Source organism: Synergistaceae bacterium (assembly GCA_017450125.1).
Lineage (GTDB): Bacteria > Synergistota > Synergistia > Synergistales > Aminobacteriaceae > JAFUXM01.
This window is the reverse complement of record JAFSWZ010000040.1, coordinates 81,556-94,171: the sequence shown is the minus strand read 5'-3', so window position 1 is coordinate 94,171 and position 12,616 is coordinate 81,556. Positions and strand designations below refer to the sequence as shown.

Genomic DNA, 12,616 nt, shown 5'->3' with positions numbered 1-12,616 from the left:
TTTCGGAGGGATGCTTTATGTTTTTATGAGCATGGTCATCAATGATAATTCGTGTTGTTGGAGTGCAGATGCCTCGCGATTGTGTGCGCACCCTGAACGTTGTTGTTCGCCTGAACAGGTACGGCCTGCGGGTGTTCGGGAAGTTCGCTCTGAATCTCGCGTATCCTCTCTATGAGCAGGTTCACTATGTGCCTGTCCTCTTCCTGCGGTGAAATAACGCGCTCAGGTTCTGCGTCTGCGTCGTAAGAGTGCGACAACGACAGCGAGAGTTTCGCACAGCCCGGGCCTATGAGCTCGTAGAGGACGCTCGAGGCCAGAATAACCGTCCGCAACGCACTGCCCATGTCTCCGCCCAATGTCCGTGCTCCGAGTTCCGCGAGGCCTATTGCGACTCCTGCCTGCGGGATTAACGCTAGACCGAGATAGTTGCGCACGAGCTTATCCTTGCCGGTCATCAGGCAGCCCCAGAAAGCTCCGGCATATTTTCCCGCGATTCTCACAAGAAAGTACACAACTCCGAGCATCAGGAGAGACGTACCTCCTGCGCTTCCTCCGCCTGTGAGAGCAGCAAGGTCGAAGCTGACTCCCGACCTCACGAAGAACAGAAGCAGGAACGGAGGGCTGAAGGTGTTAATCTGCTTGAAGAGCTTGTCATCGTCAGTGATGTTGATGTAGACCGTCGACATGAACATACAGCCCAGAAGCGGCGACACTCCGAGAATCTCGCACACTCCGCAGAACCCGAACAGAACCGCAACAGAGATTATCAGCCTGTTATCCGTTGAACGCTTCGGGAAAAGCATCATCTTCAGGAGGACTCCGAGCAGTGCACCGATGATTATGCTGGCCAAGTTGATGAGCAGGGGAAGCACTATGTTTCTGAACTCGAAGTCCGCACCTGACGCTGTAGACGCGAGAGCAATTGATATGGCGATGCTGTACGCGAGAAGCCCCACAACGTCATCAAGTGCCACGACCTGAAGCAGGGTGTTCACGAAGTCTCCGTGTGCGCCTGTCTGACGGATTGTCATCATTGTTGAGGCTGGTGCAGTTGCCGACGCGAGAGCCGCAAGAACGACCGAGAACGCCAGATCCAGCCTGAGCACGAAAAACGCCGCGATGAACACGAACGCCGAAGCCGCCAGAGCCTCCAGAACGGTAATCACGAGAACTTTTGCGCCGTTGCCCCGAAGCGCGCTTACACGGAAGAACTGTCCCGTACTGAACGCGATGAACGCCAGCGCGACGTTGGGCAGAAAGGTAGTGTACTCGACGACGATTGACGGCACGAGGTTCAGACAGTAAGGGCCGATGAGTATTCCCGTAACTATGTAGGCGGTAACGTTCGGCAGCTTCAGGAGCTTGGTGATTCTGGTGAGCGCGAAACCGAACAGCAGCATTATTGCCACTGTGATTATCCCCACGCTTGCGGGCGAACCTCCGTGAAGATAATTCATAACCTGAGCAAACAAAATTATTCTCTCCTTTCTCGTTTGCACACGCCACAAATAAATTAATTCCCCTCACTTTTCGGCAGGGAGGGGAAATCAAGATTATCTGCTGTGGATAGTGAGATATTCTAGCATTTTTTCGGTGCTCCGCATTGTTATACTTACTGAATACCCGAGAAAATTAATCCCGTATATTGACACCTGAATTTTTCCCGTTATAATGTTTGGCATAACGAACAAATGAACAAAGCAATCCACAGAAGGCTATGAAGATGACTCTCGATTGTCATTTTTCTCGTTCTTGTTCGATCGTTTGATAGTTTTACCCCCCTCAAAAACTTGGCCGGGCTTCCAGCGATTTGGAGTAAGGCCACGTTTTTTTGTGCGCTATAATCTGCAGAAACACAAGGAGTGATTCAGCGATTGCCGCCGTTAATCAGCGTAATAATACCCGCGTTCAATTCGTCCGGCCGGATACGGGACTCACTTTTGAGCGTCATCAGGCAGTCTTGCAGTGAGACAGAAATCATACTCGTAGATGATGCCTCGAATGACGGCACGGGTATTGCTGCGTGGGAAATACTGGAAAATTCGGGTCGTCCCTTCAGGATTCTCACCAATCCCAAAAATCTCGGAGTGTCCGCCTCGCGCAACAAAGGGCTTGATGCTTCACGCGGGAGTTACATCTGGTTCATGGACTCCGACGACACAGCACACCCCGAAATGCTTGCTGTACTTCACAGGCTCATAACAGGTACTCAGAGCGATGTAGCTTTCTGCGGATACAAGCGGCACTTCACGGACGGACGGCCTGACGTTCACGCAAGGTGCTGCAGGCGCGATGGAATTTCCGGCGGCGAAAACTTCCTGCCGGAGCATACACCGCCGCTGTGGTGCTGCCTCTATGAAGCCGACTTCCTCAGGAGATATTCCCTGCGTTTTCACGACGGATGCACTTCTGGCGAGGATGTCGAGTTTCAGGCAAAGGCTTTCTGTTGCGCGCAAAAAGCTGCTTTCACGCCTCAATGCCTGTACTCGTACACGGAGCATGAGCCTTCGCGTGATAATATCATCAGCTACAGGCACAACACAGAAGCTCAGGAGCGTACGGCTGCCTATCTTCTGGAACATTCACGCACCGAACGAGTGAGGTATCTCGCTGAACATGTGCTAATGCCGCAGACAGTAATACGCAGGGCTAATCTATGTGCGATGACGGACAGCAAAGCAGGTTATGATTCTATCGTGCGCGAAAACAGGAATGTGCTCAATTGTGCTCTGGAACTGCGCGTATTGTCAGGAAAGCCTGAAGTGTTCTTCAAATCGCTGGCGATTCTGAAGTTCCCTGAGCTGTATTACAGGATGAGGACAAAATAACATGACGACAACAATTTTTGATGCTCCTTACGGCAATGATTCTGAAATTCCCGGCTGGCTCAGCGAGGACGGACACGGGCACATGAGGGGAAATGACTACCTCTTCACTCTGGAACGTAACGCTGACTGGCTCATAGTCAATGATACCCCGTATTCATGCTTCTGGACGGACATTCCCAGAGAGAGAAGAATACTGTTCATCGGAGAGCCGAAGGAGATTCACGACTGCTCGAAGATTCGTTACTACATTGAACAGTTCGGGACTGTCGTAACCCACTACGAGCTTCCCGGCTATTCCGGCAGGGTGATAACCTCCAACCCTAACTTAGGCTGGACGGCAGGAATTAGGGGCGAACTCTCTACGCTGCCCCGTGCGCTGAACTTCCAGCCCCCGCAAAAGACACGCGGACTCTCAATCATCACATCCCTCAAGCACAAGACACCTTATCACCGTAAACGTTTAGCTTTCCTCCGCGAACTTCAGAGGGAGTTTGCGGGAGAGATTGAGTGTTTCGGGAGAGAGTTCAACCCTGTGGACGACAAGCTGGATGCTGTTGAGCCGTACAAGTACCACGTTGTGATAGAGAACTCGCGGCACAGCTATTACTGGACGGAGAAGCTCTGCGATGCGTGGGCGGGCTGGGCACTGCCGATTTATTGCGGAGACCCTGCAATACTTCAGCAAATCCCCGACAAAAACGGGATTGTGATTATTGATGTTGATGACATTGAAGGTTCGCTGAGGAAGATTCATGAAGTCATAAACAGTGATGTATATTTGTCGAGGCTTGAGGCTATAGGCAGGTGCAGGGAATGGGCATTGAAGGCTTCTGACCGTTACGAGACAACATGCAGAATAATCGAGGAGTTCAACGATACCACGCCCAAACTTGCACGGCCGGAACTGTTCAGGCGGTTAATCAGCAGGAGCAAGAATGCACTGTACGAGCTGATGAAGGGAGTATCGCCGAGATTTGCGGACAAAGTTTTTGAGTCATACCACAGGATGAAGGGTAGGGTTTGGGAGTGAGAATACTATTCTGTTCGGACGCGCTGACGATTGACGGCGTAACAAGCTACATCCTCAACGTCGGAGCGGCACTCAGGCGCGCAGGGCACACCGTCGGAGTACTTGGCCGGTGGTCGGGCAAAGGCTTTCAGGCACGCTACAGGCAGGAAGGCTTCACGGTGATAACGTGCCCTTCACTTGGTGTCGGGAACATGTACTTTGACCTCCGCGCAAAACTCTTCAGGCCTGACGTGATTATGACTGACCCGCGCCGTTCCTTCCCCCTCGCAGCGAGAATCAAGCGTGTTACCGGCGCACCTGTAATCACGTACTTCCTTGACCCCGTCGAGAAGACTGACAGGCCGGGAAGAGACATACCCTCACTCGTGAAGTTCAGCGACGCATGGACAGCCTTCGAGCCCGGAATACTCGGACAGCTCCACGAACTCGGAGAGAGCATCCCGATCGTGAAGATGACACGTCCGCTTGATGTGTTCTTTGCGCCCTCAGAGCTTCCAACGCGCGAAAACTTCAGCATTCTGTGCTTCGGCCGTCTGAGCAGGTACAAGACACCGGGCATCTTCCACATGCTGGACAACATAGAGCTGATTCAGGAACACATACCCGGCTTCACGATAACGATTCTCGGCGGAGGAGGCTGGAGGTTGTGGGAGTTCCGGCTTCTTGCACGGAAGCTCAACAGCAAGCTGGGCAGAAAGTGCGTGAAGATTGCCGGTGCTCAGGACACCCCGCGACCGTTCATCGAGAGGGCTAATGTCGTCTTCGCGTCCGCAACGAGTGCGATGGAGGCGGCGTATTCCTTGAGGCCGGTTGTGGCGATGTGCTCGGGGTATCTCGGCACTGTTACGCCGTCGAACCTTGACGAGGCAGTCAGAAGCTATTTCTCTGAACGTTATGCAGAACATGACTTCTCGGGATTAACAGCGGACTTGTTCAGAATTTACGACCGCTACAACGATGAAGGCTTCAGGAATGACCTCAAGGAAATTTCACAGAGACTAGGGAATGAGTTTGCGGAGAGTGAGACAGTTCGCAGCTTCAACGAAATAACGTCCGGCATTCAACGGCACCCGAAGAACACCGCTTAGTGCTGCTCCCTTCCGGGCCTGACACGATTCACAGGTCTCCGCCGCGCTGAGCCGGACAATTGATATTCTATCACACTCCGATTAATTCACACCATATGGCATTACCGAGCCGCATACCTTTCGGAGTGAGGGCTATGCGTTCAGGCGTGATGATGAAGAGGTCAGAAGGCATCCTGACAATAATTCTCTCGGCTTCCGGCAACAATAATTCCCGTCTGATGCCCCATTTTGTGCGCAGTGAGAGTATCGCCAGCTCTATTGCACGTTCACGCGGAGAGAGTTCCTCACGTTCCGGTTCTTCACCGGCGAGCCATGCCTTGAGCGTGCGGGGGTTGGTGTACCTCACGCCGCCAGTGTACCCCGAAGCCGACGGGCCGAGAGCGATAACGTCAGAGTGATTCCAGTAGCTGATGTTGTGCCGGCACTCTTGGCCTTCGGGGGCAAAACTGGAGATCTCGTACTGCGTGAAACCTTTGCGCGGAAGGAAGTATTGTGCGTACCTGTAGAATAAATAGCCCTCTCTGTTGAGTTCTTCATTCCCGTACAATTTTCCCATAGGGGTATCGGGCTCAAGGGTGAGCTGGTACGTCGAGATGTGGGAGGCATACTGCATCACGGTACGGAGAGAACCTGCCCACGTTCTGAGTGTCTGCCCGGGCACGGCAAAAATCAGGTCGCACGACAGGTTCAGCCCCGCATCTCTCACCATCTCCATAGCCCGCAATGCCTGACGCGAGTCATGAAGTCGGCCAAGTGTCGCAAGCTCCTCGTCGTTGAGGCTCTGTACTCCGAGACTTACCCGCGTAATGCCGTTGTCCCTGAAGAACGCGATGTGCTCTTCTGTCAGGGAGTTGGGGTTAGCCTCTGCTGTTGCTTCAAGGAGGTGTAAGGTGTTGAAGTTGTGGTGAATCGTGCGCATCAGTTCCTGCCAGTGAGAGAGAGATAATACGCTCGGAGTTCCCCCGCCGATGTAGAGAGTCGTTACCTCTGTGCCCCTGAACTTCACGGCATCACGCGCAATCCCATCAAGCCACGCCTCAGCATCGCCAGCCCCTGCCCTTACGCTGTAGAATGAGCAGTAACCGCACTTCCTCTCGCAGAACGGAACGTGAACGTACAGGCTACTTCTCACCAGTATCAACCTGCATGAACGCTAGGAAGGCTTCCTGCGGGATTGAGACCTTGCCGATCTGCTTCATGCGCTTCTTGCCCTCCTTCTGCTTCTCTAGAAGTTTGCGTTTGCGCGTTATGTCTCCGCCGTAGCACTTGGCCAGCACGTCCTTACGTAATGCCTTGACGTTCACGCGCACAATTACCCTCCGGCCGATTGATGCCTGTATCGGTATCTCGAACAGCTGCGACGGGATTAACTCCTTCAGCTTCGTTACGACAGCATGACCGCGATTGTACGCTGCATCCTTGTGGCAGATGAACGAGAACGCATCAGCCGCCTCGCCGTTCACGAGAATATCAACCCTCACGAGTTCGCTGGGCTTCAGGCCAATTAACTCATAATCCAGCGACGCATAGCCCCTTGTCTGTGATTTCAGCTTGTCATGGAAGTCAACGATGAACTCCGACAGCGGCATCTCGTAAACAAGCCTCACGCGTTCGGGCGTAATGTAGTCCATTGATTTATACGTACCGCGCTTGTCCTGCACTAACTGCATTACACGCCCCGTGAACTCCGACGGCATAAACACCGACAGCTTGATGTACGGTTCGCGAATCTCCGTAATCTCGCTAGGGTCAGGAAAGTCCGAAGGCCTGTGAGCCTCGATGACCTCACCCGAAGCCTTCACGACCTCGTAGATTACGTTCGGAGCAGTAGCAACAAGTTCAACGCCGTATTCTTCGCGCAGTCGTTCTCTTACTACGTCCATGTGAAGCAGGCCAAGAAATCCGCACCTGAACCCGAAGCCGAGTGCCTCTGAGCTTTCCGGCTCGTAGGTTACAGCGGAGTCATTCAGGCAGAGCTTCTCGAGTGCGTCGCGTAACTGCGGGTAGTTGTCGCGTTCAACGGGGTAGAAACCGCAGAATACTACGCTCTTCACCTTCTTGTAGCCGGGCAGTGGTGAGGATGCGGGGTTGTTTGCGTCAGTGATTGTGTCGCCGACCTGAGCTTCTGCAAGCGTCTTGATGCTCGCCGTAACATACCCGACTTCTCCCGGTCCAAGCTGAGCAACTGGCTCAAAACCGGGACGGAAGACTCCTGCTTCGTTGACGGGGTAAGTTATTCCGTTCGACATGAACATAATGTTCTGCCCGGCCTTTATCGTGCCGTTCACGACTCTGACGTAGCAGATGACTCCTCTGTAGTTATCGTAAACACTGTCGAAGATTAGGGCTTGAAGCGGAGCGTTCGGGTCTCCTTCGGGCGCGGGAATGTCCGTAACAATCCGTTCAAGTATCTCGGGCACTCCTGCTCCCGTTTTCGCGCTGGCCAAGACTGCACCAGAAGCATCTATTCCCACAACGTCAGAGATTTCCTGTTTCGCGTTGTCTGGACGTGCTGAAGGTAAATCCGTCTTGTTGATGACGGGCAGAATCTCCAGCCCCTGCTCGACGGCCTGATAGGCATTCGCGACGGTCTGTGCTTCGACACCCTGAGTCGCATCGACGACGAGGAGCGCGCCTTCACACGCCGCAAGTGAACGTGAGACCTCGTAGGCAAAATCTACGTGGCCGGGTGTGTCTATGAGGTTGAGGATGTATTTTGTGCCGTCAGAGGCCGTGTAATCCATCCGTACAGGGACGAGCTTTATCGTTATGCCGCGCTCGCGTTCAAGAGCCAGCGAATCGAGAATCTGAGCCTTCATGTCGCGTGATGAGATTGTGCCGGTAGCTTCAAGGAGTCTGTCGGCAAGGGTAGATTTTCCGTGATCTATGTGAGCTATTATGCAAAAGTTGCGTATGTTCTTCATTCTTTCACCTCACGCAGAATAATATCACGGCGCAAAAAAATTCCCCCCGGCTGTCCGGGCCGGAGGGAGAAAATACGCCTGCTACCGCTCAGAGATAATGTACAGTTCTTCGGACTCCAGTTCCTCATCCCCGTGCTGTGCTCTGACTCCTACCTTGAAGTCTCCATGAACTTTCTCTGCAGGGAGTGTAAACGTGCCTTCTTCAACCGTAATATCTTCCGCAAGAGCGTCATCGATGAACACTCTGACATCTGAGGCATTAAAGCCCCGCCCGCCGACAATGAACCTGACGGGTGCGCCAGCTTTGACCTTGACTATGTCGCTGTCTCTGCCTTCATGCGCTTCGACGATGTCCCTGCTGTCGATCTGAAGGGTGATGCCGGACACCGAAGGCAAGGACTTTACTCCACGCGGTGTCGCTCCAACGTCAGTGGGAGTCGGTTCAACAACCTTCACTGTGAATTTCTTTGTGCCCGCAATTCCGTTTCTGTCCACAGCTTTGATGATGAACGTGTACGTTCCGACCTTTGTGAGGCCGCCGCTAACCTTCCCGGTTGACTTGTTGAAGCTGAGACCGGCAGGGAGGCTTCCGCCACCGAGACTCCATATGTAGCTCGGAGTGCCTCCTGAGGCCTTGAATACCCACACGACAGAAACTCCGCGCGTCAGCACCGTCTGGATTGTTCCTGTTACTGTCGTCTCGGTTACCGTCATCGCGAAGGACTTTGATACTGTGAGACCGTTCTTATCCCGCACGGTAACGGTAAAAACGAATCTTCCCGCCTTTCTGAGTGTTCCTGAAATCTTCCCCGTGCTGGAGTTTATGCTGAGGCCGTCTGGAAGTCTGCCGGAGCTTATGCGCCACGTGCAGGGCTTTATTGCCCAGTCGGCTTTGAGCGACGTTATTGATACAGTTGCTCCGCGTGCAAGTAGTGAAGGCACAGTTCCTGTTATCGCGGGCTGAACTATCGTTATGCTGTATGCTTTACTGCCCTCAGCTCCGTTTTTGTCTCTGGTCTTGAGCGTAAAGGTGAACGTTCCGGCCTTCTTGGGAGTTCCCTTGATGTAAATCCTTTCTCCTGATACGCTGAGATACAAGCCGTCCGGGAGTTTGCCTGAGGCAATGGAGCAGGTATACGGCGATGTACCTCCGGAGACCTTCACCCAGTCAGAATAGGGTATGCCGTTCACGCCGTTCATAAAGCTGTAGCTGAATGTGAGCACTACCTTCTTCTTCACCTTCATCTTGAAGGCTTTCGTGGCTGTTGCACCGTTCTTGTCGGTGATCTTCAACGTGAATTCATAATCCCTGATAGTGGAAGGTGTACCCTTGAAGTACACTCCGCGACCTGATACAGACATTGACAGTCCTGCAGGACGTGTGCCCCTGATTATCTCAGCCTTGAACGGTAACGTCCCATAATCCACGCCCACATATCCTTCATAGTACATGCCTTGCATAGCATCCTTCAGAGTCCCGAATATCACGGGAGGCCTGTTGACTACGAGCTTGAACTCTTTGGGATCGCTCCAGCCTGCTGAATTATACGCTCTGACCTTGAACGTGTACAAGCCACACACTGCAGGAGTTCCTGCGAGCTTGCCAGTGGACTGGTTCAGCGATAACCCTCTGGGCAGACTGCCGCTGATTATCGCCCACTTTGTCGGATTGTTCGAGGCAGCGAAGGTTACAGCATAAGTCCTTCCTTGCGTGGCCTGCGGAAGAGGTGAAGTTGTGGTGATTATGGGCTTTCTCTGCCTGACGGTAATGGTGAAAGTTCTTGGGGCAGAAGAGCCTGCGGAGTTCGTGGCAGTTACCGTGAAGTTCAGGGTGTAAGGCAGAGCCCTTTTTGCAGGGTTCTTCGGAGTGCCCTTGATGATGCCCGAAGTATCGCTCCCGTTGAGCATTTCCTGCGTGCCGATGCCGTTTGCCAGCGTTTTAGCAGTGCCGCCGGTGAAATAAATCGGTGTTGTGCCTGTAACCTGAATCTTCGCGTAGAAGAACTCGCCGATGTATGCGTCAGAAAGGCTTGTCGTTAGTATCTTCGGAGGCTCGTGGTATACCCTGAAGGAAGCAGGATAGTTTACGTACATAGGAACATAGCACTTCTCCGACAGCCTCGCGTACGTATACGTTCCTTTATGCGTCCCGACCATTCCATTCGCAACTGTGTCCCAGCAATAAGTCTGGTCAATGTACGTTATCGTTTGTGTACTGGTATTATTATCCACAACAAAAATTACGTGATTCCAGTCGTTGAGGTAATCACCCTTCTGTAGCTTCTTATAAGCAGGATAGCCTGAACTCGCTTGGCTGCTCCTGATGCTGGCCCAGATATTCTGCCACTGTTCGCAAGTATGGTCGTTGTTGAAGATAGCACTCGAGACTGACGACACCAACTTAGTGTAAGCACTGCTGTAGCGACTCTTGTGGAACATAACCGTATGTAGCAACGGCAGTTCCCTATCCCAGAAAGCCTGCCTTATGCAGTCCGTTACCAGCGTTGCGCAGACCATCCCGTACTTCATTGAACCGCCGTAAACGATTCCTTTGTCCGCATTAGATAACGCTTTGTACTCTGCGAACGATACCATGTTCGCGTAAGTGTAAGGTATTCCCTTGATTGTTCCGGAAACAGCTGTTGGATTCTTGTCTGCATGATAGCGAGGGATAGAATGCTTTACAGACCACGTATAATTGTAGATCTGGTAGGCATAATCTACAGCAGCGTCGCGCGGAGTCTTTGCCCAGACCGTCGAACACAGACACAGCAGCAACAGAATCACCGTACAAACAATTCCCGCAAATCTTCCCTTCCTCATTGGAACATCATCCCTTCCTTTGTGTGTTTTCTAGGCTCTGCAGGCTAGTTATCTTCTGGTGCTAGCTTGATATATATAGTCATTAGCCCACAAAATTAGCCTTGTATGAAAAATATAATCCACGTTTTTATCCTTGTCAATCGGTACTAATATCTCTCATTATCAACGATTAGCCAACATCAGCCTTGTTTTGTCTAATCCAGAAAGTTTATATTCTCGCAAAAAAGGGGCGGTTACTATGATTGACGGTTCAGTCTTGAAGGAACTTAGGCGCGAGAGAGGACTCAGCCAAGAAGAATTAGGCAATCTTGTCGGCACTGAAGGGAACGTAATATCACGCTGGGAGAGAGGCACGTCAACCCCGAGTCTTCATTACGTGCACAAACTCTCGGAGGTTCTGGAACGGCCGGTAGACTACCTCATGAAGGGTGAAGCATCCGACATCAAGGAATGCTCTATCTCCGAGAACAGAGGCGTACTAGTCTTCCAGACAGGAGAACAGAGGCTCGAAGTCCCCGCAACCCTAGCCTTCGCCAAACAGTTCTGGGAACGCGTCGACAGAATGATCGACAACAGCACGGCCGCAAAACAGCAAAATTCCCCCATGCCGTAAGACAAGGGGGAACAGTCAGTGTGTATTGTGTAGCGTTAATAGAACAGATGACCCAAGCTGAACACTCCCAGCCATGACATCAGGACGTTGATCAACACATTCGCCACAGAGAGCAGGAACAGCGTCTTGAACATGTTGTTCATCTCTTCGGTGGTGGTCTCCTTGCTCGCGCTGTAGGATGACATTATGATTGCTCCTCCCGTCGACAGCGGAGAAATCGCCGCCGCAAACGATGTCGCAATTATCGCGCTCATCAGCTCAACGTAACTCACCCCGAACGTCCTAGCAACATTATCCGCGATGGGCAGCAGTGCTGGCATTACGACTCCCGTCGTCGAGCTTACCCACGAGAGGATTCCCGAAGTTGCTGACATAATCGGCGTGGCAGTCTTCGCGGTCATCAGGCTCTTGAGGTAGTCGGAGACCAGTGCGATTCCGCCCAGCTTGTTGATGACGTTCACGAGTGCTCCAACGCCGCAGATGAACACCAGCGTTCCCCAAGGGATGCCCTTGATGGCCTTCTTCTCGTCAGCACAGCCCGTGAGGATAAGCACGCTCGCGGCCAAGAAGGCGAACAGTCCCGTATCGAGCTTGAAGCCTATGCAGCAGATCACCACGATAGCGATGACGCAGATTGTGATTCTCTGCTCCCTGTTGAACGCAGGGATGTCCGACCACTTCAAGGGGTTGTCAGCTTTGACCGCGTAGCCCTTGTAGAGGATGTAGACCACGCACGTGAACACGAACCCCGACAGCAGCGTCGACAGGAACAGGTGAAGCCCGAAGCCTGAATAACCCATCGGGTTGGAGAGCTGAGCCGCAAGAATGCCCGTTATCGAGAGCGTCGATGCACAGCCCGCGTTTGCCCCCAGCTTGGCGTATAATGACGTAGCCATAGGGTTGATGTCCATCTCGAATGCTAGGTACATTGCGAAGGTCGTCATTAATATTCCGGCCGCGATATGACCGGGTCCTATGGCTGATATGAATGCTGACAGCACGAACATCAAGATAGGAATCAGCACCGTGTGTTTGCCGACGAGGGCAACTACCTTCTTCGAGAACAGCTCGAGCGTGCCGTTCTGGCTGGCCATCCCGAACATGAACGTAACTCCCACGAGCGTAACGAACATTGACGAGCTGAACCCTGCGGTGATCTGCGAGGCCTTCATTCCGCCGACAGTTCCCAGAACGAACGCAACTCCCAGCGCGAAGAAGCCGAGATTGATCTTCTTGATGAAGCCGACTGCCACGACAACAGCAAGAACAACGAGCGATATTACCGGTAAATACTCCTGCATAATCTATAC

9 protein-coding genes and 1 other RNA gene are annotated in these 12,616 nt (G+C 52.6%); 3 read left to right on the top strand and 7 right to left on the bottom strand.

The features are described from left to right. Nucleotides 1-38 precede the first annotated feature (38 nt). Nucleotides 39-1,457: a cation:proton antiporter gene (locus tag IJT02_09840; protein MBQ7545227.1), complete on the bottom strand. Its 1,419-nt coding sequence runs from the start codon at nt 1,455-1,457 to the stop codon at nt 39-41. Nucleotides 1,458-1,874: 417 nt separating this feature from the next. Between IJT02_09840 and IJT02_09835 the strand changes: the two genes are divergently transcribed. Continuing rightward, nucleotides 1,875-2,828: a glycosyltransferase family 2 protein gene (locus IJT02_09835; GenBank protein MBQ7545226.1), complete on the top strand. Its 954-nt coding sequence runs from the start codon at nt 1,875-1,877 to the stop codon at nt 2,826-2,828. A gap of 1 nt (nt 2,829) precedes the next feature. Beyond that, entirely contained in the window at nt 2,830-3,858 is a 1,029-nt protein-coding gene (locus tag IJT02_09830; GenBank protein ID MBQ7545225.1) for a hypothetical protein, read from the top strand. Nucleotides 3,859-3,994: 136 nt separating this feature from the next. On the opposite strand, the gene IJT02_09825 is transcribed toward IJT02_09830, so the two are convergent. From IJT02_09825 to IJT02_09805, 5 genes are all read right to left on the bottom strand, one after another. After that, nucleotides 3,995-4,426: a hypothetical protein gene (locus IJT02_09825; protein ID MBQ7545224.1), complete on the bottom strand. Its 432-nt coding sequence runs from the start codon at nt 4,424-4,426 to the stop codon at nt 3,995-3,997. 479 nt (nt 4,427-4,905) lie between these two features. Next, nucleotides 4,906-5,004, bottom strand: an RNA gene (ffs, locus tag IJT02_09820) — signal recognition particle sRNA small type. A 12-nt stretch (nt 5,005-5,016) separates the two neighbouring features. Beyond that, nucleotides 5,017-6,078, bottom strand: coding sequence for a radical SAM family heme chaperone HemW (hemW, locus tag IJT02_09815; protein ID MBQ7545223.1), 1,062 nt, complete (start codon nt 6,076-6,078; stop codon nt 5,017-5,019). Beyond that, the gene (lepA, locus tag IJT02_09810) at nt 6,068-7,870 is read right to left on the bottom strand and encodes a translation elongation factor 4 (protein MBQ7545222.1); all 1,803 of its coding nucleotides are present in this window, start codon (nt 7,868-7,870) and stop codon (nt 6,068-6,070) included. The genes hemW and lepA overlap by 11 nt, the downstream gene beginning before the upstream one ends. Before the next feature lie 81 nt (nt 7,871-7,951). Then, complete coding sequence (locus IJT02_09805; protein MBQ7545221.1) at nt 7,952-10,693, bottom strand: putative Ig domain-containing protein; 2,742 nt, start codon at nt 10,691-10,693, stop codon at nt 7,952-7,954. A gap of 238 nt (nt 10,694-10,931) precedes the next feature. Between IJT02_09805 and IJT02_09800 the strand changes: the two genes are divergently transcribed. After that, nucleotides 10,932-11,306 carry a helix-turn-helix transcriptional regulator gene (locus IJT02_09800; protein MBQ7545220.1) on the top strand — a complete coding sequence of 125 codons (375 nt, stop codon included), beginning with the start codon at nt 10,932-10,934 and terminating at the stop codon, nt 11,304-11,306. A 35-nt stretch (nt 11,307-11,341) separates the two neighbouring features. On the opposite strand, the gene IJT02_09795 is transcribed toward IJT02_09800, so the two are convergent. Continuing rightward, entirely contained in the window at nt 11,342-12,607 is a 1,266-nt protein-coding gene (locus IJT02_09795) for a hypothetical protein (protein ID MBQ7545219.1), read from the bottom strand. Nucleotides 12,608-12,616: the final 9 nt, after the last annotated feature.

Excerpts from the sequence above, each read along its gene's own strand:
- IJT02_09840 (MBQ7545227.1), bottom strand. The coding sequence starts at position 1,457 with ATGAATTATCTTCACGGAGGTTCGCCCGCAAGCGTGGGGATAATCACA.
- IJT02_09830 (MBQ7545225.1), top strand. The coding sequence starts at position 2,830 with ATGACGACAACAATTTTTGATGCTCCTTACGGCAATGATTCTGAAATT.
- IJT02_09825 (MBQ7545224.1), bottom strand. The coding sequence starts at position 4,426 with ATGTGGAAGATGCCCGGTGTCTTGTACCTGCTCAGACGGCCGAAGCAC.
- lepA (MBQ7545222.1), bottom strand. The coding sequence starts at position 7,870 with ATGAAGAACATACGCAACTTTTGCATAATAGCTCACATAGATCACGGA.
- IJT02_09805 (MBQ7545221.1), bottom strand. The coding sequence starts at position 10,693 with ATGAGGAAGGGAAGATTTGCGGGAATTGTTTGTACGGTGATTCTGTTG.
- IJT02_09800 (MBQ7545220.1), top strand. The coding sequence starts at position 10,932 with ATGATTGACGGTTCAGTCTTGAAGGAACTTAGGCGCGAGAGAGGACTC.
- IJT02_09795 (MBQ7545219.1), bottom strand. The coding sequence starts at position 12,607 with ATGCAGGAGTATTTACCGGTAATATCGCTCGTTGTTCTTGCTGTTGTC.